Below are 18,822 nucleotides of genomic sequence, written 5' to 3'. Positions count from 1 at the left end.
AACGAGATGACTCACACGGCCATCCGCCACGCCTTCGAGCGTGAACGCCTGATCCGCTTCGCGCACTGCGACCCGGCGGGCATCGTCTTCTTCCCGCAATACCTGGTGATGTTCAACGACCTGGTCGAGGACTGGTTCACCGAAGGGCTCGGCATCGAGTACGCCTCGCTGCTGGGGCCCAGGCGCACCGGCTTGCCGACCGTGAGCCTGAACTGCGAGTTCAGCGCGCCCAGCCGCATGGGCGAGACCGTGACGCTGGGGCTGTCGGTCGAGCGCATCGGCGGGGCGTCGCTGACGCTGCAGCTTGGCTGCCGGCATGGAGACGAGGCGCGCGTGCGCGCGCGCCAGGTGCTGGTGTCGACCTCGCTCGAGACGCACCGCGCGATCCCGCTGCCCGACGACGTGCGCGCGGCGCTGGGGCGGTTCGTGCGCGACGCACCCTCATCGACTGGAGACACGTGATGCTAGTCCTGCTTCCCCCCGGGTGGCCGCGCCCGCGCGGCTACGCCAACGGCGTGCTGGCCAGGGGCCAGATGGTGTTCGTGGCCGGCATGGTCGGCTGGGATGCCGAAGGCGTGTTCCACACCGACGACCTGGCCGGGCAGGCCCGGCAGGCCCTGCAGAACGTGGTCGCGGTGCTGGCCGAGGCCGGCGCCAGGCCGGAGCACATCGTGCGCATGACCTGGTACGTGACCGACAAGCGCGAGTACCTGGCGCGCAACAAGGAGATCGGCGCGGCCTACCGCGAGATCATCGGCAGCTACAACGCGGCGATGACCGCGGTGGAGGTCTCGGCGCTGATGGAGGACCGCGCCAAGGTCGAGATCGAGGTCACCGCCGTCATCCCCGACGAGGCGGGCTGAAAGCGACACGGCCGCCCGCAGGCGGCCGTGTCAGGACCAAAGGGGCGCGTGAGCGTTCAGGCGAGCGCCTCGAGCGCGCGGGCGGTGATCTCGTCGACCGTGCCCAGTCCGCTGATGCGGCGGTACTTGGGCGCGGCGGGGTCGCCGGTGGCGGCCCACTGCGAGTAGTAGTCGACCAGCGGGCGGGTCTGGCTCTTGTAGACGTCCAGGCGCTTGCGCACGGTCTCTTCCTTGTCGTCGTCGCGCTGGATCAGGTCCTCGCCGGTCACGTCGTCCTTGCCGGCCACCTTGGGCGGGTTGTACTTGACGTGGTAGGTGCGGCCCGAGGCCACGTGCACGCGGCGGCCGCTCATGCGCTCGATGATGGCCTCGTCGGGCACGTCGATCTCGAGCACGTAGTCGATCTTGACCCCGGCAGCCTTCATCGCGTCGGCCTGCGGGATGGTGCGCGGGAAGCCGTCGAACAGGAAGCCGTTGGCGCAGTCAGGCTGCGCGATGCGTTCCTTGACCAGGCCGATGATGATGTCGTCGCTCACCAGGCCGCCGGCGTCCATGACCTTCTTCGCTTCCAGACCCAGCGGGGTGCCCGCCTTGACGGCGGCGCGCAGCATGTCGCCCGTGGAAATCTGGGGGATGCCGTACTTCTGGCAGATGTACGCGGCCTGCGTGCCTTTTCCGGCGCCTGGCGCGCCCAACAGTATCAATCGCATGGGTTCCTCTGGAGAGATGTTGCGGCAGGGGTCGCCGCAACGTTTGCAGTCGCCCCGTGGCTGATCCGGGGCGAGGATACCACGCGCACTGCTGCACCAAACTTACGCACGCAGCGTGTCGAAATACGCCTGCACCCGGGCCAGGTCCTCCGGGGTGTCGACGCCGGGGCCCGGGCGCACGTCGGTCACGTGCACCGCGATGCGCTCGCCGTGCCACAGCACGCGCAGCTGCTCCAGCGATTCGGTGATCTCCAGCGGACTCTGCGCCAGCGTCGGGAAACGGCGCAGGAAGCCGGCGTGATAGCCGTAGATGCCGATGTGACGCAGCGGCGCGGGCGAGCTCAGGCGCCCGATGCCGTCGCGGTAGCCGTCGCGCCACCAGGGCAGCGGCGCGCGCGAGAAGTACAGCGCGCGCCCCATGGCGTCGCAGACCACCTTCACCACGTTGGTGCTGGTGAACTCGGCGATGTCCTCGATCGGGTGCGCGGCGGTGCTCATCACGCAACCGATGCGGCGGCTCAGCACGTCGGCGCAGGCGTCGATCAGCGCCGGGTCGATCATCGGCTCGTCGCCCTGCACGTTGACGACCACCTCGCCGCCGTCCAGCCCGAGCTGCTCGCAGGCCTCGGCCAGGCGGTCGCTGCCGGTGGCATGGTCGGGGCGGGTCATCACGACCTCGACCCCGTGGCTGCGGCAGGCCTGCGCGACCCGCTCGTCGTCGGCCGCGACCACCACGCGCTGGGCGCGGCTCTTGCAGGCCTGCTGCGCGACGCGCACGACCATCGGCAGGCCGCCCAGGTCGGCCAGCGGCTTGTTCGGCAGGCGGGTGGAGGCGAGCCGGGCGGGGATCAGGACCGTGAAGCTCATGCCGCGGTCCCCGGCGTCGCTGGGGCGGCCGCGGCGGTGGCGTCGAGGTCGCGGGCTTCGGACTCCAGCATCACCGGAATGCCGTCGCGGATCGGATAGGCCAGGTGGTCGGCGCGGCAGATCAGCTCATGCGCCTCGCGATCGTGCTCCAGCGGGCCCTTGCAGACCGGGCAGACGAGCAGTTCGAGCAATCGGGTGTCCATGGAAAAGCATCCTCATCGGGCGGGCGCGGAAGATGCCGGCAGCAGCCGGTCGAGCGCCGCAAAGAAGGCGGGATCGGGCTCAAAGTCTAGCGCCACGACATGCAGGCGCGGGTCGGTTGCAGCATCCAGTTTCACTGCGTCCTTTTCCGTCACCAGGATGACGTCGCCGTCCCAGCCGCACCAGGGCAGGGGGTCCAGCGCGGCGTGGTCGGGCAGCGGCAGGCGCTCGGGGCGCAGGCCCAGTGCTTCCAGCATCGCGAAGAAGCGTTCGGGGTGGGCGATGCCGGCCGCGGCCAGCACCCGGCGCGCGGCCAGTTGCGGCAGCGGCAGGCCTTGGCGGTCTCCGGCACGCCAGGCCGCCAGCGGCACCGCGTCGCCCAGCCGGCGCGTCGCGACGAAGCCGGGGCGCGGCGTCGACGGCACCGGGGCGTTGTACAGCAGCAGGTCGGCGCGGCGCGCGGCGCTTTCGCGCAGCGGCCCGGCCGGCAGCCACCAGCCGTTGCCGGCACCGCGCTCGTCGAACACCAGGATCTCCACGTCGCGCGCCAGCCGCAGGTGCTGCAGGCCGTCGTCGCTGACGATCACCGTGGTGTCGGGGTGCGCCTGCAGCAGCGCGCGCGCGGCGGCCACCCGGTCGGCGCCGACCACCACCGGGACCCCGGTGCGGCGGGCCATCAGGCGTGGTTCGTCGCCGACCTCGGCAGCCGGGCTGTCCGGCTGCACCTCGTGCGGCACCTCGTGGCGACGCCCGCCGTAGCCGCGCGAGACGATGCCCGGGCGTTCGCCGCGCCGTTGCAGGTGCTGCACGACCGCGATCACGGTGGGTGTCTTGCCGGCACCGCCGGCGATCACGTTGCCGACCACCACCACCGGCACCGGCAGGCGCTCGCGCCGCCGCAGGCCGGTGGCGTACAAGGCCTGGCGCAGCCGGACGGCGGCGGCATAGAGCCCGGCCAGCGGCAGCAGCGCGCAGGCCATCGGCCCGCGCTGCAGCCAGGCCGCCTGGACACGTTGCCGCCACGACATGGTGAAAAGAGGGACCCCGGGGAAGGCGCGCAGCGCCGTCAGCGCGCGCCGCCGGAGGCCTGGGTGGCGAAGGTCAGCTGGCTCAGCCCCGCGCGCCGGGCGGCGTCCATCACGTTGATCACGCTCTGGTGCGCCGCGGTGGCGTCGGCCGAGACGATCACCACGGTGTTCTCGCCGTTGCCGGCGGCCGCGCGCATCTCGGCGGCCAGCAGGTCGACGCTGCGACCCTCGACGGGCTTGCGGTTGACTGCATAGCGGCCGTCGGCCGCGACCGAGACGATGAGCTCCTTCGGATGGTCGCGCAGCTTCTCCGCATCGGCCACCGGCAGGTTCACCTTCAGCTCGGTGAACTTGGAGTAGGTGGTCGTCAGCATCAGGAAGATCAGGATCACCAGCAGCACGTCGATGAACGGGATCAGGTTGATCTCCGGTTCCTCGCTGCGGCGGTGGTGGAAGTTCATCGCCATCGCGCTCTCCTTGCGCTGCACCGGCTCAGCGGTGGTCGACGGTGAAGCGCAGCAGGTGCGGCACCATGCGCTCGGCCGCCTGTTCGAGGTCGAGGATGTACTCGTCGACCTTGCCGCGGAAGTAGCGGTAGAACATCAGCGACGGGATCGCGATCATCAGCGCGAAGGCGGTGTTGTACAGCGCCACCGAGATGCCGTGCGCCAGCTGCTGGGGGTTGGAGCCGGTGGCGCCGCCTTGCGACGCGAAGATCTCGATCATCCCGATCACCGTGCCGAGCAGGCCCAGCAGCGGGGCGGCGGCGGCGATGGTGCCAAGCGTGTTCAGGTAGCGCTCCATCTGGTGCACCGCGGCGCGGCCCGCGGTCTCGAAGGTGTTGCGCAGGGTGTGCTCGGGAATGCGCGGATCGGCGATCACCGCGCGCAGCCCGGTGGCCAGCACCCGCCCGAGCAGCGAGTTCTCCGCCAGCTTGTTCACCACGTCGGGGGCGGGCAGGCTGGAGCGGGTGACCGAGATGACCTCGTCGAGCAGCTTGGGCGGCGCGATGCGCGATTCACGCAGGCTGGAGAAGCGTTCGATGATCAGCGCCAGCGCGACGATGGAACACAGGATCAGGGGCCAGATCGGCCAGCCGGCGGCTTGTATGATCGAGAACAATCCTTACTCCCCTCTCGTGAGTCACGGAAAACGTGGGGGCGATTATGGCGCGAAGCCCGCCCATGGCGGCGCTGCCGACCCGCCCGGACGATCCCTCGGCCGATCCCGGCGTGACGCCGTACGCGAACCGGACGCAATCCACTCTTGCTGTGGATAACTTTGTGGGCAAGTTGTCGCCACCGGGCTGCAAGGCGCAGATTGACGCGGGGGAGAACAAATTGCTGCATGATTGGGCAGGAGATTTTCCTTGTATATCAACAACTTGCACGAACGTGACGGGCTCGTGACGGCCAAACCTGCTCGCCAGCGGCGTATTGGCGCGGTTGTGGAGTTCTGAACCCGCATCACGCCTGGGCTCGCCGCATGATCGACCGCGTTTCCCCTTCCATCGGCCTGCGCCAGCCGCGCCAGGTCTACACCGTCGCGGCGCTGCTGAACGCCGTGGCCGACGCGCTGCAGGCGCGCTTCGCCCTGGTCACCGTGCAGGGGGAGCTGTCCGGCTTCAACCGGGCGCCGAGCGGCCATTGCTACTTCTCGCTCAAGGACGACCAGGCCGTCGAGCCGGCGCTGGTGCGCTGCGCGATGTTCCGCCGCGCCGCCGCGATGCTGGATTTCGTGCCGCGCGAGGGCCAGCTGGTCGAGGTGCGCGGGCGGCTGGCGCTGTACCACGCCCGCGGCGACCTGCAGCTGGTCGTCGAGGCCATGCGCCCGGCCGGGCAGGGGGCGCTGTACGAGCAGTTCCTGCGCCTGAAGGCCCGGCTCGAGGCCGAGGGCCTGTTCGACCCGGCACGCAAGCGCCCGCTGCCGGCCTACCCGCGCGCGGTCGGCGTGGTGACCTCGCTGAACGCCGCGGCACTGCGCGACGTGCTGACCGCGCTGGCGCGGCGTGCGCCGCACGTCGGGGTGATCGTCTACCCGGCCAGCGTGCAGGGGGCCCAGGCGCCCGAGGAGCTGGTGCGCGCGATCGAACTGGCCGGCGCGCGCCGCGAGGTCGACACGCTGATCGTCTGCCGCGGCGGCGGCTCGCTGGAGGACCTCTGGTCGTTCAATGACGAGCGCGTCGCGCGGGCGATCGCTGCCTGCCCGCTGCCGGTGGTGTGCGGCGTCGGCCACGAGACCGACTTCACGATCGCCGACTTCGCCGCCGACCTGCGCGCACCGACCCCGACCGCCGCCGCCGAGCTGGCCGCGCCGCTGCGCGAGGAGTGCCTGGCCGAGCTGCAGGGCATGGCGGTGACGATGCAGCGGTGCGTGCAGCGCCGGCTCGAGCGCGAGGCGCAGCGCGTCGACCATGCCGGGCTGCGGCTGGCCCGCCCGGCGCAGGTGCTGTCGCGCATGCAGCAGGGGCTGCAGGGGCTGGCGCTGCGCCTGCAGGCCGCGCCGGTGCGCAGCGTCGAGCTGGCCCGCCAGCGCGCGCAGCGCCTGGCGCAGCGGCTCGAGCGGGCGGTGGCCAACCGGCGCCAGCAGCTTGCGGCCCGGCTGGACACGCTGGGCGCGCGCCTGGAGGGCGTCAACCCCGACCGCGTGCTGCAGCGCGGCTACGCCTACCTGACCGACGCGCAGGGCCAGGCCATCGTCTCGGCACGCGGCGTGCATGCGGGCGACCGGGTCCAGGCCGTGCTGGCCGACGGGCGGCTGGACGCCGAGGTCCGCGAGGTCCGTCGGGGCAATGCCTGAAGGGAATTCGCCAGCTGCCTACAATCCGAGCCGGAATTCACACTCTACTCCACCCACAGAAAGGAAGAACGACATGGAACACACCCTGCCTCCGCTGCCGTATCCCCACGATGCGCTGCAGCCCTACATGAGCAAGGAAACGCTCGAGTTTCACCACGACAAGCACCACAACGCCTATGTCGTGAACCTGAACAACCTGATCAAGGGCACCGAGTTCGAGAACATGTCGCTGGAGGAGATCGTCAAGAAGTCCAGCGGCGGCATTTTCAACAACGCCGGTCAGGTGTGGAACCACACGTTCTTCTGGAACTGCATGAAGCCCAACGGCGGCGGCGAGCCCACCGGCGCGCTGGCCGAGGCGATCAACAAGAAGTGGGGCAGCTACGCCGCCTTCAAGGAAGCCTTCACCAAGAGCGCGGTCGGCAACTTCGGTTCGGGCTGGACCTGGCTGGTCAAGAAGCCGGACGGCTCGGTCGACATCGTCAACACCAGCAACGCCGCGACCCCGCTGACCACCGAGGACAAGCCGCTGCTGACGATCGACGTGTGGGAGCACGCCTACTACATCGACCACCGCAACCTGCGTCCGAAGTTCGTCGAGACCTTCCTGAACCATCTCGTGAACTGGGACTTCGTCCAGGCCAACTTCGCCTGAGGCGCGCGTCACCCGCACAGCAAAGCCGGCCCCGTGCCGGCTTTTTGCGTTCCGGGTGCCGAAAAGCGCACGCAGGAGCCCCCGGGGTCAGCGTTTTCATCAGCCAGGGGGGTATTTCCGCGGCGGCACAATAGCTGCCGATCACGTCTAGCAGCAGTCAGTCATGAGAATTCTCCTGGTTGAAGACGATCCCGCACTCAGCTTCGGCGTGGCCCGGGCGCTCCAGCGCGAGGGCTGGCAGGTCGACACGTTGGGCGACGGGATGTCGGCCTGCGCCGAGGGCCTGATCACGCAGTACGACCTGGCGGTGCTCGACCTGGGCCTGCCCCGGCGCGACGGCATGGAGGTGCTGCGTCACTGGCGCAGTCGCGGCGCACGCCTGCCGGTGCTGATCCTGACCGCGCGCGACGAGCTGAGCGACCGCGTGCAGGGCCTGGACAGCGGGGCGGACGACTACCTCGTCAAGCCCTTCGACCTGCCCGAGCTGGTGGCGCGCGTGCGCGCGCTGGTGCGGCGCGCGGCCGGCCGTGCCGAGGACCGGCTGGTGCTGGGCGACCTGGAGCTGGACATCCGGCACCGCGAGCTGCGCTGGCGCGGCGAGCGCGTGCACCTGAGCCCGCGCGAACAGGCGCTGACCGAGCTGCTGATGGCGCGCGCCGGGCGCGTCGTGCCCAAGGACCACATCGTCTCCACGCTGTCGAGCTGGGAGACCGACTTCAGCGAGAACTCGGTCGAGGTCTACATCCACCGCCTGCGCAAGCGCTTCGCCGATCTGGGCGTGACGATCAAGACCGTGCGCGGCTTCGGCTACCTGATGGAAGCGGCCGCGCCCCCTTCCGATGCCGCCTCCGCGCCGGCCCCGACCCAGGCGTGACGACGGCCTGAGCTGATGAACCCCAGCCTGCGTTCGCAGCTGCTGGGCCCGCTGCTGTGGGTCTGGCTGCTCGGCGTGGTGGTGGCCGCCTATGGCGCGTTCCGGCTGGCAAGCTACGCCGGCGACACCGCCTACGACCGCAGCCTGCAGGACGAGGCCAGCGCGATCGCCACCCAGATCTACTGGACCGACCGTGGCCCGCTGCTCGAACTGAGCACCCAGGCGCAGCAGCTGCTCGCGCGTCACAGCTCGGACCGCAACGCGTTCATGGTCATCGATGCGGCCGGCAACATCCTCGCCGGCTCGGGCGACCTGCCGTTGCCGCAGGATCGCAGCGGCAGCTTCGACGCGCCCGAGGTGTTCGATGCGATGTACGGCCAGGAACCGGTGCGCGGTGCGATGTACTCGATCCGCTCGCCGATGCTCGAGACCTACGTCACGGTGGTGGTGATCGAGACCAAGCGCAAGCGCTCCGACCTCGTGCGCGAGGTGCAGCTGGCCATCCTGGTGCCCACCGTGCTGCTGGGCAGCCTCACGTTCGTGCTGCTGGCCTGGGGCATCCGCCGCGGCGTGGCGCCGCTGGCCCGCATCGCCGGCGAGGTCGAGCGGCGCGACCCGCGCGACCTGCGGCCGCTGCCGCTGGGGGACGTGCCCGCCGAGGCGGTGCCGCTGATCGAGCGCATCAACACGCTGCTGGGCAACGTGGCGCGCTCGGTCGAACTGCAGCGCCGCTTCGTCGCCGACGCGGCGCACCAGCTGCGCACGCCGGTGGCCGGGGTGCGCGTGCTGGCGCAGCAGCTGCAGCAGGAGCTGCGCGGCGCGGGCGCGGACCGCGGCACCCAGGCGCTGCTGCAGGTCCTGGTCGGCTCGGCCGAGCGCATGTCGCGCCTGATCGGCCAGCTGCTCAACCTGGCGCGCTCGGAATCGGCGCTGCGCAACCTGGCCTCGGGCGAGCTGCAGCCCATCGACGTGCTGCCGGTGATCCGCGAAGCGGCCGAGCCGCTGCTGCTGCGTGCCGACTCCGAGGGCAAGCAGGTGTCGCTGGAGGCGCCCGACCAGGCGTGGGCGCGCGCGCACCCGGTCTGGCTGGGGGAGGTGGTGTCCAACCTCCTCGACAACGCGCTGCGCTATGGCGGACGCAGCATCGAGGTGAAGGTGGAGACCCAGGATGCGGGCGTCGTCATCCAGGTGTGCGACGACGGCGACGGCATCCCGGAGGCGCAGGGCGAGCTGATCTTCGAGCCGTTCTGGCGCGGCGACCGCGCGGACGTGCGCGAGCACGAGGGCACCGGCCTGGGCCTGGCCATCGTGAAGGAGGTGGTCGAGGGGATGGGCGGCCGCATCCGCGTGGCCAGCCGCCCGGCGTTCGACGGCACCTGCTTCACCGTCGAACTGCGGGGCTGAGCCGCCGGCTTCAGCGCGCCGGCGCGAAGGGCGGGCCGTCCAGCTTGAAGCCCGGCTCGATGCCGCGGCGCGCGAACCAGCCCTGGTTCATCTCGAGCGCAAAGCGCACCGGGCGTGCCGAGCAGTGCGAATCCAGCGACTGCGGCTGCATGTCGGCGATGTTGACCACGCGGCCCTGGTCGTCCAGGAAGGCGATCGACAGCGGGATCAGCGTGTTCTTCATCCAGAAGCACTGCGTGGCGGGCTGTTCGAACACGAACAGCATGCCGTCGTTGGCCCCCAGCTCCTTGCGATGCATCAGGCCGATGGCGCGCTGTTCCGGGGTGCGCGCCACCTCCGCGCGGATCAGGTGGAAGCCCGCGCGCAGTTCCACCGCGGGCAGCCGCTGGGCGCGGTCCTGCGCGCCTGCGGGCAGCGCCAGGCTGAGCACCAGGCCGGCCAGCCACGCGACGGCCGTGCGGCGTGCGAAAGGTCGATAGGCGTGTGTCATCGGCTTGATATACGTCATGTCGAAAGCGGAGGGGCCGGCCTAGAGTGACGGGGCCCGATGCCTGTGCACGACATCGGCGTCGCCCCTGAGTCTCCGCATGGCATCACCGCATCCCAGCGCCCCATTGTCGCCCAAGACCGACGGCCCCCCGCAGGTGCCGGACCCCACCGTCTGGGACGAGCCGGAGGAGCGCGACCGCTTCACGCGCTGGCTGCCCGGCACGGACGGGCCGCGCGTCGGCGTCTCCGGCTTTTCGATCGAGGGCATGTACTGCGCCGCCTGCTCGGTGGCGATCGAGGAAGCGCTCAAGGCCCTGCCGGGGGTGCGCGAGGCCGACGTCAACCCCGGCACGCGGCGCGCCCGCGTGCAATGGGAAGAAGGGCGGGTGCGCCCGTCCGAGATGATGGCCGCGGTCGAGCGTGCCGGCTACCGCGCCACGCCGGTGCTCGCGCTGCAGGCCGAGACCGCGCGCCACGAGGAAAGCCGCCGTGCACTGTGGCGGCTGTTCGTCGCCGGCTTCTGCATGATGCAGGTGATGATGTACGCGGTGCCGACGTACTACGCGGCACCCGGCGACATGACCGACGACATCTGGCAGCTGCTGCAGTGGGCCAGCTGGCTGCTGAGCATCCCCGTCGTGCTGTTCTCGGCGGGCCCGTTCCTGCAGGGCGCCTGGCGCGACCTGCGCGCCGGCCGCATCGGCATGGACGTCCCCGTCGCGCTCGGCATCGTCGTCACGTTCATCGCCAGCACGGGGGCCACCTTCGACCCGGGCGGCATCTTCGGCAGCGAGGTCTACTTCGACTCGCTGACGATGTTCGTCTTCTTCCTGCTGTGCGGGCGCTACCTCGAACTGCGCGCGCGCAACGCCACGGCCGGTGCCCTGGAGGCGCTGATGCACCGCCTGCCCGAGACCGTGGAGCGCCTCGAGGCCGACGGCCGCACGAGCACGGTGCCGGTGCGCCAGCTGCGCGCGGGTGACCGCGTGCGCGTGCACCCCGGCCAGGCCTTCCCCGCCGACGGGCGCCTGCTCGAGGGGCGCGCCCAGGTCGACGAGGCGCTGCTGACCGGCGAATCGCGCCCGCAGCTGCGCGTGGCCGGCGACCCGCTGGTGGCGGGCAGCTACAACCTGAGCTCCCCGGTGGTGATGCTGGTGCAGCGCACCGGGCAGGACACCCGCTATGCGCAGATCGTCGCGCTGATGGAGCGCGCCAGCGCCGACCGCCCCGCGCTCGCGCGGCTGGCCGACCGCATCGCGGGACCGTTCCTGTGGGTCGTGTTGCTGGCTGCGGTCGGTGCCGCGGCGGTGTGGGCGACCATCGAGCCGCAGCGCGCGGTGTGGGTCGCGGTCGCGGTGCTGATCGTCACCTGTCCGTGCGCGCTGTCGCTGGCCACGCCGTCGGCGCTGCTGTCTGCCGCCGGTGCGCTGGCGCGCCGCGGCATCCTGGTGCAGCGGCTGCAGGCCCTGGAGGCGCTGGCGCGCGCGGACCTGTTCGTGTTCGACAAGACCGGCACGCTGACCGAGGACCGCCTGACGCTGGTCCAGCAGGACGTGTCGCCGCCCTGGACCCGGGAACAGGTCGCCGCGATGGTCGCGGCGCTGGCCCGTGCGTCGCTGCACCCGGTGTCGCAGGCGCTGCGGCGCGAGACCGCGCAGGCGACAGCTGCGCCACTGCAGTCGGTCGAGGAACTGCCGGGGCAGGGCCTGCAAGGGCTGGACGCGCAGGGACGCTGCTGGAGGCTCGGGCGGCCCGGCTACGCGGCGCCGCTCGCGCTGGTCTCGCCGATGTCGGGCACGACCGCGTGGCTGTCGGTCGACGGCGAGGTGGTCGCGCGCTTCATGTTCGAGGAGAGCCTGCGTCCGGACGCGCGCCGCGCGGTGGCCGCCCTGCGGGAGGACGAGGTCGAGGTGCTGTTGCTGACCGGCGACCGGCTGCCCGCGGCCCGGCGCATCGCCGAAGCGCTCGGCATCGAGCAGGTGCGCGCCGGCGCGACGCCCGAGGGCAAGCTGCAGGTGGTGCAGGAGGCCCAGGCGGCGGGCCGGCGCGTCGCGATGGTCGGCGACGGCATCAACGACGGGCCGGTGCTGGCGCGTGCCGACGTCTCGCTGGCGATGGGGCAGGGTGCGGCGCTCGCACGCGCCCAGGCCGACTTCACGCTGCTGTCCGGGCGGCTGGGCGACGTCGTCGCGGCACGGCGGCTCGCGGTGCGCACGCTGCGCGTGATCGCGCAGAACCTCGCCTGGGCCGCGACCTACAACGCGGTGAGCATCCCGCTCGCGGTGCTGGGCTACATGCCGCCGTGGCTGGCCGGCCTCGGCATGGCCGCAAGTTCGCTGCTGGTCGTGCTCAATGCCTGGCGCCTGACGCGCGGCCTCGAGCCGGCCGCATCGCTCCCGGTGCCGGTGGCGAACACCGCACCGGCCACACGCTGAAAGGCCTCGACGATGGACATCCTGTTCCTGCTGGTGCCGCTGTCGGTGGTGCTGGTCCTGTGCATCCTGGGCCTGTTCGCATGGGCCCTCAAGAGCGGGCAGTTCGACAACGTCGAACGCGAAGGCGAGCGCATTCTCTGGGACGACGCACCGCCTGTTCGCGCAACGGTTGATGGCGATCAAGGCGCCCCGGAGACCGCTCGCCAACAATGATTCAGCCATTCATAAAGTGAGAGGTTCCATGAGTGCCACTTCGACAACTGCCGCGCTGCCAGCGGTGAACTACAACGACAAGGTCGTTCGTCAGTTCGCCATCATGGCCGTGGTCTGGGGCGTGGTCGGCATGCTGGTCGGCGTGTGGATCGCCGCGCAGCTTGCCTGGCCCGAACTCAACTTCGGCATCCCCTGGTTGAGCTACGGCCGACTTCGACCGCTGCACACCAATGCCGTGATCTTCGCCTTCGGCGGCTGTGCGCTGTTCGCCACCAGCTACTACGTGGTCCAGCGCACCTGCCAGACGGCGCTGTTCCTGCCCAAGCTGGCCTCGTTCACGTTCTGGGGCTGGCAGGCGGTGATCGTCGCGGCGGCCGTCACGCTGCCGCTGGGCTACACCAGCGGCAAGGAGTACGCCGAGCTCGAGTGGCCGATCGACGTGCTGATCACGCTGGTGTGGGTCGCCTACGCCATCGTGTTCTTCGGCACCGTGGGCATCCGCAAGGTCAAGCACATCTACGTGGCCAACTGGTTCTACGGCGCGTTCATCATCGCCGTGGCACTGCTGCACCTGGTCAACAGCGCGGCGATCCCGGTCAGCTTCCTGAAGAGCTACTCGGCCTACGCCGGCGTGCAGGACGCGATGGTGCAGTGGTGGTACGGCCACAACGCGGTGGGCTTCTTCCTGACCGCGGGCTTCCTCGGGATGATGTACTACTTCATCCCGAAGCAGGCCGAGCGCCCGGTCTACAGCTACCGGCTGTCGATCGTGCACTTCTGGGCGCTGATCTTCACCTACATGTGGGCTGGCCCCCACCACCTGCACTACACCGCGCTGCCCGACTGGGCGCAGTCGGTGGGGATGCTGTTCTCGCTGATCCTGCTGGCGCCGAGCTGGGGCGGCATGATCAACGGCATCATGACCCTCTCGGGTGCCTGGCACAAGCTGCGTGACGACCCGATCCTGAAGTTCCTGATCGTCTCGCTGTCCTTCTACGGCATGTCGACCTTCGAGGGGCCGATGATGTCGATCAAGACGGTCAACGCGCTGTCGCACTACACCGACTGGACCGTCGGCCACGTGCACTCGGGCGCGCTGGGCTGGGTGGGCCTGATCTCGATGGGTTCGCTGTACTACCTGATCCCGCGCCTGTTCGGCCAGAAGAAGATGTACAGCGTGCGCGCGATCGAGCTGCACTTCTGGGTGGCAACCATCGGCATCGTGCTCTACATCGCCGCGATGTGGATTGCCGGCGTGATGCAGGGCCTGATGTGGCGCGCGGTCAACCCCGACGGCACGCTGGTCTACAGCTTCGTCGAGAGCGTCAAGGCCACCTATCCGTTCTACGTGATCCGTCTGCTGGGTGGCGTGCTCTACCTGGGCGGCATGGGGATCATGGCCTGGAACACCGTGATGACGGTGCGCCAGGGGCTGGGCAACCGCCCCGTGGTGCCGGCCGTGCCGGCCCAGGCCTGAGGTGTGGTCTTCGATTCAAGGACAAGAAATGGCTACCCAACACACCCCCGATACCTTCTCGCACGAGAAGATCGAGACCAACAACTTCCTGATGATCCTGCTGATCATCCTGGTGGTGTCGGTCGGCGGTCTGGTCGAGATCGTGCCGCTGTTCTTCCAGAAGTCGACCACCGAGGCGGTGGCGGGGCTCAAGCCCTACACGCCGCTGCAGCTGGCCGGGCGTGACGTCTACATCCGCGAGGGTTGCTACAACTGCCACTCGCAGATGGTGCGTCCGTTCCGCGCCGAGACGCTGCGCTACGGGCACTACTCGGTGGCCGGCGAGTTCGTGTACGACCACCCGTTCCAGTGGGGCTCCAAGCGCACCGGCCCGGACCTGCACCGTGTCGGTGGCCGCTACAGCGACGAATGGCACCGCGTGCACCTGATCAACCCGCGTGACGTGGTGCCCGAATCGAACATGCCTGCGTACCCCTGGCTGGCCACCGCGCCGCTCAAGCCCGAGGAGCTGGCGCCCAAGATGAAGGCGCTGCGCAAGGTCGGCGTGCCCTACACCGACGAGGAGATCGAAGGCGCCGCCGAGGCGGTCAAGGGCAAGACCGAGCTGGATGCCGTGGTCGCCTACCTGCAGGTGCTCGGCACCGCGCTGAAGTGAGGACACCGTCATGAACATCGACATCAACGACCTGCGTTCCATCGTCACGGTGGTGTCCCTGGCGCTGTTCCTCGGCATCTGCTGGTGGGCCTACCGTCGCAGCAACCGCGGCCGCTTCGACGAGGCGGCACAGGTTCCCTTCCTGTCCGAGTGAGGATCGGACTCAGGAGTACGTATGAGTGACTTCTTCCACAACGGATGGTCGATCTTCATCGCCGTGGCGACCATCGGCGGCATCGTCGGCTGTCTGGTCCTGCTCCTGCTGGCGAGCAAGCGCAAGGTGCTGGCCGACGACAACACCACCGGCCACGTCTGGGACGAGGACCTGCGCGAGCTGAACAACCCGCTGCCGCGCTGGTGGATGGGCCTGTTCGTGCTGACCATCGTCTTTGCCGGCGTGTACCTGGCCTTCTACCCGGGCCTGGGCAGCTACCAGGGCAAGCTGGGCTGGAGCCAGATCAGCCAGTACGAGGCCGAGGTCGAGAAGGCGCGTGCGCAGATCGAACCGATCTATGCCCAGTTCGAGGCGATGGACGTCGAGCAGCTGGCAGCCAACGCGCAGGCCATGGGCATCGGCGAGCGCCTGTTCGTCAACAACTGTGCCCAGTGCCATGGTTCTGATGCGCGCGGCAGCAAGGGTTTCCCGAACCTGACCGACAACGACTGGCTCTATGGCGGCTCGCACGAGGCCATCATCGAGACCATCACCAACGGCCGGCACGGCGTGATGCCGCCGATGGCCGCGGCCGTCGGCACGAGCGAGGACGTGCGCAACGTCGCCCACTACGTGCTGAGCCTGTCGGGCAGCCCGCACGACAGCATCGCCGCGCAGCTCGGCAAGGCCAAGTTCGGCGTGTGCGCCGCCTGCCACGGTGCGGACGGCAAGGGCAACCAGGCCCTGGGCGCGCCCAACCTGACCGACAAGGTCTGGCTGCACGGCTGGGGTGAGCAGGCGATCATCTCCGCCATCACCAACGGCCGCGACAACCAGATGCCGGCCCACGGCGACAAGCTGACCGCTCCGCAGATCCGCGTGCTGGCCGCCTACGTCTGGGGTCTGTCCAACCGCGCGCGTGGCATGGAGTCCGCGCAGGCTGACGCAGCACGGTGATGCTGCACTGAGAAAGTCGTTTCGTGAGCGAAGTTCCCCGCAAGATCATCCCGATCCAGTCCGCCGATGCCGAAGACGGCGACGCCGCGGTGCAGGTCGTCTCCCTGTACCAGAAGCAGAAGAAGATCTACCCGCGCGCCGTCAGCGGCTGGTTCATGGGATGGCGTTGGGCGCTGGTGTGGTTCACCCAGCTGGTCTTCTACGGCCTGCCGTGGCTGGAATGGAACGGGCGCCAGGCGGTGCTGTTCGACCTGGCCGCGCGCAGGTTCTACATCTTCGGCCTGGTCCTGTATCCGCAGGACTTCATCTACCTCACCACGCTGCTGGTGATCTCGGCCCTCGGGTTGTTCTTCTTCACCGCGGTCGCCGGCCGCCTGTGGTGCGGCTATGCCTGCCCGCAGACGGTCTACACCGAGATCTTCATGTGGGTGGAGCAGAAGATCGAGGGCGACCGCGTCGCCCGCATGCGGCTGGACAAGGCCCCCTGGACCTTCGAGAAGATCTGGCGCAAGACCGCCAAGCAGGCGGTCTGGATCGCCATCGGCCTGTGGACCGGCTTCACCTTCGTCGGCTACTTCACGCCCATCAAGACGCTGGCCGCTTCGGCGCTGTCGTTCGGCTTCGGCCCCTGGGAATGGTTCTGGGTGCTGTTCTACGGCTTCGCGACCTACGGCAACGCCGGCTACATGCGCGAGCAGGTGTGCAAGTACATGTGTCCCTACGCGCGCTTCCAGAGCGCGATGTTCGACAAGGACACGATGATCATCACCTACGACGAGCAGCGCGGCGAGCCGCGCGGTTCGCGCTCGCGCAAGGCCGACCCGAAGCAGCTGGGCCTGGGCGACTGCATCGACTGCACGCTGTGCGTACAGGTTTGTCCTACCGGGATCGACATCCGCAACGGGCTACAGTACGAGTGCATTGGCTGTGCCGCGTGTATCGATGTCTGCAACGGGGTGATGGACAAGATGGGCTATGCCCGGGGGCTGATCCGCTATTCCACGCAGAACGGCATGGCCAACCGCTGGAGCCGCGCGCAGATGTTCCGTCGCGTGCTGCGGCCCCGGGTGCTGATCTACGGCGCCATCCTGCTGGCCATCAGCATCGCCTTCGTCGTGAGCATCGCGCTGCGCAGCCCGTTCAAGGTGGACGTCATCCGCGACCGCGGTGCGCTGGCGCGCATCGTCGAGGACGGCTACATCGAGAACGTCTACCGCCTGCAGGTCATGAACGGCACGGAAGCGGTGCAACGCTATCGCGTGTCGGTCGACGGGCTGCCCGGCCTGGCCGTGGCATCCGATCCGCAGGTCGAGGTCGGCCCGGCCGAAGCCCGCTGGCTGGCCGTGCGCGTGCAGCTGCCGCCCGAGGCCGGCTACGAGCTGCAGGGGCGCTCCAGCACGATCTGGTTCCACATCGAGCGGCTGGCGAGCGACGACGAGCCGGCGCGCACCGTGACCGAGAAATCCACTTTCCTGGTGCCGCGCTGACGGCACCTTCCGGAGTCCTTCCATGAACACCACCATCGCTTCCGCCCCCGCTGTCGAACCCCGCTCCCGGGCCTGGTGGCGGGAGCCGATGATGTGGCTGGTGGTCGGCGGCCCGGCCGCCGTGGTCGTGGCCGGCGTGGCCACCGTGATGATCGCGGTGGCGCGGCCCGACCCGGTGGTGGCCGACGACTACTACCGGCGTGGCATCGAGATCAACAAGACGCTGGCGCAGCAACGCGAGGCCGCCGAGGCGGCGGCGCTGCGACCTGCGCTGCAGGCACGCAACCACGCCGCCACGCCGGCCCCGGATGACGGGGCCGCGGGCGGCAAGCCGTAGAGGAGACGACGATGAAACAGCGCTGGATGTGGATCGCCTGGCCCGCCTTCCTGGCGGCCGGGGTGCTGGAGATGCTGGTCTTCGCGATGGTCGACCCGGAGGACTTGCACACCTTCGGCGGTGCGCCGCTGGAGCTGTCCCGGTCGGCCGTCTACACGCTCAGCTTCTTCGTGTTCTGGGCCGTGACGATGGGCTCCAGTGCGCTGACGACGATGCTGTCGATGTCGCCGTTCGAGATCAATCGCTGCCCGCTGCCGGTGGACGGTCGCCCGGACGTCTGCCCGCGCTCTCCGGCGCGCTGAGCATGCCGGGGGCGGGGGCGCGCGGACCCCGGGGCAGGGCGCCGGGCCTGCCCGGGCGCTTCAGCAGGTGCCGCCGTTGACCAGGCGGCGCAGGCCGTCCTGGTCGATGATGCGGATGTGGCGCTGCTTCACCTCGAGCAGGCCTTCGTCCTGGAACTTGGAGAAGGTGCGGCTGACGGTCTCGAGCTTGAGCCCGAGGTAGCTGCCGATCTCCTCGCGCGTCATGCGCAGCACCAGCGCGGAGGGCGAGAAGCCGCGCGCCTGCAGGCGCTGCGTCAGGTTGAGCAGGAAGGCCGCGAGGCGCTCTTCCGCACGCATGCTGCCCAGCAGCAGCATCACGCCGTGGTCGCGCACGATCTCGCGGCTCATGATCTTGTGGAACTGCCGCTGCAGGTCGTTGAACTCGCGCGACAGGGTTTCCAGCTGGTGGTAGGGGATCACGCAGACCTGCGAGTCCTCCAGTGCGACCGCGTCGCAGGTGTGGCGGTCCTGGCTGATCGCGTCCAGCCCCAGCAGCTCCCCGGCCATCTGGAAGCCGGTGACCTGGTCGCGGCCGTCCTCGGACGAGACGCAGGTCTTGAAGAAGCCCGTGCGCACCGCGTACAGCGACTGGAACGGGTCGCCCGCATGGAACAGCGCCTCGCCGCGCTTGACCGAGCGCCGGTTGGCCACCAGCGTGTCGAGCTTTTCCAGTTCCGGCCGGGACAGTCCCACCGGCAGGCACAGCTCGCGCAGGTTGCAGCTGGAGCAGGCCACCTTGAGTTCGTTCAGCTTCATCATCGGACGCGCACCTTGCTTCGCGGTCAGGGTCGGGCTCGGGGCATGCGCGCGGCCGGCGGCCGGGGAGGTCTCCCGTCGAGCGACATGATGGCCCTCAAGCGTCGTGCCATTGTTCCTTCGGCCGCCCGCATCCCC

Annotated in this window: 24 protein-coding genes; 16 read left to right on the top strand and 8 right to left on the bottom strand. The window is 69.7% G+C overall.

What is annotated here, in order from left to right; genetic code table 11:
- Positions 1-6: 6 nt before the first annotated feature.
- Positions 7-462: an acyl-CoA thioesterase gene (locus tag IS481_RS10695; protein WP_104357085.1), complete on the top strand. Its 456-nt coding sequence runs from the start codon at positions 7-9 to the stop codon at positions 460-462.
- The gene (locus IS481_RS10690) at positions 462-863 is read left to right on the top strand and encodes a RidA family protein (RefSeq protein ID WP_104356908.1); all 402 of its coding nucleotides are present in this window, start codon (positions 462-464) and stop codon (positions 861-863) included. The genes IS481_RS10695 and IS481_RS10690 overlap by 1 nt, the downstream gene beginning before the upstream one ends.
- A gap of 56 nt (positions 864-919) precedes the next feature.
- Here the strand turns inward: IS481_RS10690 and adk are convergent, their stop codons facing one another.
- The 6 genes from adk to IS481_RS10660 form a co-directional block, all read right to left on the bottom strand.
- Positions 920-1,573 (bottom strand): adenylate kinase, encoded by a 654-nt coding sequence (gene adk / locus IS481_RS10685; protein ID WP_104356907.1) that lies wholly within the window; start codon positions 1,571-1,573, stop codon positions 920-922.
- A gap of 102 nt (positions 1,574-1,675) precedes the next feature.
- Positions 1,676-2,440, bottom strand: a complete 765-nt coding sequence (gene kdsB, locus IS481_RS10680) for a 3-deoxy-manno-octulosonate cytidylyltransferase (protein ID WP_104356906.1) — start codon at positions 2,438-2,440, stop codon at positions 1,676-1,678.
- Complete coding sequence (locus tag IS481_RS10675; RefSeq protein WP_104356905.1) at positions 2,437-2,643, bottom strand: Trm112 family protein; 207 nt, start codon at positions 2,641-2,643, stop codon at positions 2,437-2,439. The genes kdsB and IS481_RS10675 overlap by 4 nt, the downstream gene beginning before the upstream one ends.
- Positions 2,644-2,655: 12 nt before the next feature.
- Positions 2,656-3,669: a tetraacyldisaccharide 4'-kinase gene (lpxK, locus tag IS481_RS10670; protein WP_104356904.1), complete on the bottom strand. Its 1,014-nt coding sequence runs from the start codon at positions 3,667-3,669 to the stop codon at positions 2,656-2,658.
- Between the two features lie 38 nt (positions 3,670-3,707).
- The gene (locus IS481_RS10665) at positions 3,708-4,130 is read right to left on the bottom strand and encodes an ExbD/TolR family protein (RefSeq protein WP_104357084.1); all 423 of its coding nucleotides are present in this window, start codon (positions 4,128-4,130) and stop codon (positions 3,708-3,710) included.
- Positions 4,131-4,161: 31 nt separating this feature from the next.
- On the bottom strand, positions 4,162-4,791 hold the full coding sequence (locus tag IS481_RS10660) for a MotA/TolQ/ExbB proton channel family protein (RefSeq protein WP_104356903.1): 630 nt from the start codon (positions 4,789-4,791) through the stop codon (positions 4,162-4,164).
- 62 nt (positions 4,792-4,853) lie between these two features.
- On the opposite strand from IS481_RS10660, the gene IS481_RS10655 reads away from it, so the two are divergent.
- The 5 genes from IS481_RS10655 (at position 4,854) to IS481_RS10635 (ending at position 9,401) form a co-directional block, all read left to right on the top strand.
- Positions 4,854-5,078: a hypothetical protein gene (locus IS481_RS10655; RefSeq protein ID WP_132765079.1), complete on the top strand. Its 225-nt coding sequence runs from the start codon at positions 4,854-4,856 to the stop codon at positions 5,076-5,078.
- Positions 5,079-5,154: 76 nt separating this feature from the next.
- Positions 5,155-6,468: an exodeoxyribonuclease VII large subunit gene (xseA, locus tag IS481_RS10650; protein ID WP_104356902.1), complete on the top strand. Its 1,314-nt coding sequence runs from the start codon at positions 5,155-5,157 to the stop codon at positions 6,466-6,468.
- Positions 6,469-6,541: 73 nt separating this feature from the next.
- A complete protein-coding gene (locus IS481_RS10645) occupies positions 6,542-7,123 on the top strand; it encodes a superoxide dismutase (RefSeq protein WP_104356901.1) in 582 nt (193 codons plus the stop codon).
- Positions 7,124-7,286: 163 nt separating this feature from the next.
- Positions 7,287-7,997, top strand: coding sequence for a response regulator (locus IS481_RS10640; RefSeq protein ID WP_104356900.1), 711 nt, complete (start codon positions 7,287-7,289; stop codon positions 7,995-7,997).
- 15 nt (positions 7,998-8,012) lie between these two features.
- A complete protein-coding gene (locus IS481_RS10635) occupies positions 8,013-9,401 on the top strand; it encodes a sensor histidine kinase (protein ID WP_104356899.1) in 1,389 nt (462 codons plus the stop codon).
- A gap of 10 nt (positions 9,402-9,411) precedes the next feature.
- Here the strand turns inward: IS481_RS10635 and IS481_RS10630 are convergent, their stop codons facing one another.
- Positions 9,412-9,891, bottom strand: a complete 480-nt coding sequence (locus tag IS481_RS10630; protein WP_104356898.1) for a DUF192 domain-containing protein — start codon at positions 9,889-9,891, stop codon at positions 9,412-9,414.
- Between the two features lie 97 nt (positions 9,892-9,988).
- Between IS481_RS10630 and IS481_RS10625 the strand changes: the two genes are divergently transcribed.
- From IS481_RS10625 to IS481_RS10585, 9 genes are read left to right on the top strand one after another with little or no spacing between them, the layout of a single operon-like run.
- On the top strand, positions 9,989-12,325 hold the full coding sequence (locus IS481_RS10625; RefSeq protein WP_104356897.1) for a heavy metal translocating P-type ATPase: 2,337 nt from the start codon (positions 9,989-9,991) through the stop codon (positions 12,323-12,325).
- A gap of 12 nt (positions 12,326-12,337) precedes the next feature.
- The gene (gene ccoS / locus IS481_RS10620; RefSeq protein WP_104356896.1) at positions 12,338-12,538 is read left to right on the top strand and encodes a cbb3-type cytochrome oxidase assembly protein CcoS; all 201 of its coding nucleotides are present in this window, start codon (positions 12,338-12,340) and stop codon (positions 12,536-12,538) included.
- Between the two features lie 28 nt (positions 12,539-12,566).
- Complete coding sequence (ccoN, locus tag IS481_RS10615) at positions 12,567-14,015, top strand: cytochrome-c oxidase, cbb3-type subunit I (protein WP_104356895.1); 1,449 nt, start codon at positions 12,567-12,569, stop codon at positions 14,013-14,015.
- Between the two features lie 28 nt (positions 14,016-14,043).
- On the top strand, positions 14,044-14,670 hold the full coding sequence (gene ccoO, locus IS481_RS10610) for a cytochrome-c oxidase, cbb3-type subunit II (RefSeq protein WP_104356894.1): 627 nt from the start codon (positions 14,044-14,046) through the stop codon (positions 14,668-14,670).
- A 10-nt stretch (positions 14,671-14,680) separates the two neighbouring features.
- Entirely contained in the window at positions 14,681-14,824 is a 144-nt protein-coding gene (locus IS481_RS10605) for a cbb3-type cytochrome oxidase subunit 3 (protein ID WP_419186840.1), read from the top strand.
- A 21-nt stretch (positions 14,825-14,845) separates the two neighbouring features.
- The gene (gene ccoP / locus IS481_RS10600) at positions 14,846-15,781 is read left to right on the top strand and encodes a cytochrome-c oxidase, cbb3-type subunit III (protein WP_104356893.1); all 936 of its coding nucleotides are present in this window, start codon (positions 14,846-14,848) and stop codon (positions 15,779-15,781) included.
- 23 nt (positions 15,782-15,804) lie between these two features.
- On the top strand, positions 15,805-17,268 hold the full coding sequence (ccoG, locus tag IS481_RS10595; protein WP_104356892.1) for a cytochrome c oxidase accessory protein CcoG: 1,464 nt from the start codon (positions 15,805-15,807) through the stop codon (positions 17,266-17,268).
- 22 nt (positions 17,269-17,290) lie between these two features.
- Positions 17,291-17,605, top strand: coding sequence for a FixH family protein (locus IS481_RS10590; RefSeq protein WP_104356891.1), 315 nt, complete (start codon positions 17,291-17,293; stop codon positions 17,603-17,605).
- Between the two features lie 11 nt (positions 17,606-17,616).
- A complete protein-coding gene (locus IS481_RS10585) occupies positions 17,617-17,907 on the top strand; it encodes a hypothetical protein (protein ID WP_232529237.1) in 291 nt (96 codons plus the stop codon).
- Between the two features lie 60 nt (positions 17,908-17,967).
- Here the strand turns inward: IS481_RS10585 and fnr are convergent, their stop codons facing one another.
- On the bottom strand, positions 17,968-18,687 hold the full coding sequence (gene fnr, locus IS481_RS10580) for a fumarate/nitrate reduction transcriptional regulator Fnr (protein ID WP_104356890.1): 720 nt from the start codon (positions 18,685-18,687) through the stop codon (positions 17,968-17,970).
- Positions 18,688-18,822 lie beyond the last annotated feature (135 nt).

This window comes from Caldimonas thermodepolymerans (genome assembly GCF_015476235.1).
In the GTDB taxonomy this organism is placed as follows: Bacteria; Pseudomonadota; Gammaproteobacteria; order Burkholderiales; family Burkholderiaceae_C; genus Caldimonas; species Caldimonas thermodepolymerans.
The sequence above is the reverse complement of the archived record's forward strand: the minus strand, read 5'-3'. Positions and strand labels throughout refer to the sequence as shown.

Bases quoted from the DNA above. Each gene is read 5' to 3' on its own strand.
- IS481_RS10695 (WP_104357085.1), top strand. From the start codon at position 7: ATGACTCACACGGCCATCCGCCACGCCTTCGAGCGTGAACGCCTGATC.
- IS481_RS10690 (WP_104356908.1), top strand. From the start codon at position 462: ATGCTAGTCCTGCTTCCCCCCGGGTGGCCGCGCCCGCGCGGCTACGCC.
- adk (WP_104356907.1), bottom strand. From the start codon at position 1,573: ATGCGATTGATACTGTTGGGCGCGCCAGGCGCCGGAAAAGGCACGCAG.
- kdsB (WP_104356906.1), bottom strand. From the start codon at position 2,440: ATGAGCTTCACGGTCCTGATCCCCGCCCGGCTCGCCTCCACCCGCCTG.
- IS481_RS10675 (WP_104356905.1), bottom strand. From the start codon at position 2,643: ATGGACACCCGATTGCTCGAACTGCTCGTCTGCCCGGTCTGCAAGGGC.
- lpxK (WP_104356904.1), bottom strand. From the start codon at position 3,669: ATGTCGTGGCGGCAACGTGTCCAGGCGGCCTGGCTGCAGCGCGGGCCG.
- IS481_RS10665 (WP_104357084.1), bottom strand. From the start codon at position 4,130: ATGAACTTCCACCACCGCCGCAGCGAGGAACCGGAGATCAACCTGATC.
- IS481_RS10655 (WP_132765079.1), top strand. From the start codon at position 4,854: ATGGCGGCGCTGCCGACCCGCCCGGACGATCCCTCGGCCGATCCCGGC.
- xseA (WP_104356902.1), top strand. From the start codon at position 5,155: ATGATCGACCGCGTTTCCCCTTCCATCGGCCTGCGCCAGCCGCGCCAG.
- IS481_RS10645 (WP_104356901.1), top strand. From the start codon at position 6,542: ATGGAACACACCCTGCCTCCGCTGCCGTATCCCCACGATGCGCTGCAG.
- IS481_RS10640 (WP_104356900.1), top strand. From the start codon at position 7,287: ATGAGAATTCTCCTGGTTGAAGACGATCCCGCACTCAGCTTCGGCGTG.
- IS481_RS10635 (WP_104356899.1), top strand. From the start codon at position 8,013: ATGAACCCCAGCCTGCGTTCGCAGCTGCTGGGCCCGCTGCTGTGGGTC.
- IS481_RS10630 (WP_104356898.1), bottom strand. From the start codon at position 9,891: ATGACACACGCCTATCGACCTTTCGCACGCCGCACGGCCGTCGCGTGG.
- IS481_RS10625 (WP_104356897.1), top strand. From the start codon at position 9,989: ATGGCATCACCGCATCCCAGCGCCCCATTGTCGCCCAAGACCGACGGC.
- ccoS (WP_104356896.1), top strand. From the start codon at position 12,338: ATGGACATCCTGTTCCTGCTGGTGCCGCTGTCGGTGGTGCTGGTCCTG.
- ccoN (WP_104356895.1), top strand. From the start codon at position 12,567: ATGAGTGCCACTTCGACAACTGCCGCGCTGCCAGCGGTGAACTACAAC.
- ccoO (WP_104356894.1), top strand. From the start codon at position 14,044: ATGGCTACCCAACACACCCCCGATACCTTCTCGCACGAGAAGATCGAG.
- IS481_RS10605 (WP_419186840.1), top strand. From the start codon at position 14,681: ATGAACATCGACATCAACGACCTGCGTTCCATCGTCACGGTGGTGTCC.
- ccoP (WP_104356893.1), top strand. From the start codon at position 14,846: ATGAGTGACTTCTTCCACAACGGATGGTCGATCTTCATCGCCGTGGCG.
- IS481_RS10590 (WP_104356891.1), top strand. From the start codon at position 17,291: ATGAACACCACCATCGCTTCCGCCCCCGCTGTCGAACCCCGCTCCCGG.
- IS481_RS10585 (WP_232529237.1), top strand. From the start codon at position 17,617: ATGAAACAGCGCTGGATGTGGATCGCCTGGCCCGCCTTCCTGGCGGCC.
- fnr (WP_104356890.1), bottom strand. From the start codon at position 18,687: ATGATGAAGCTGAACGAACTCAAGGTGGCCTGCTCCAGCTGCAACCTG.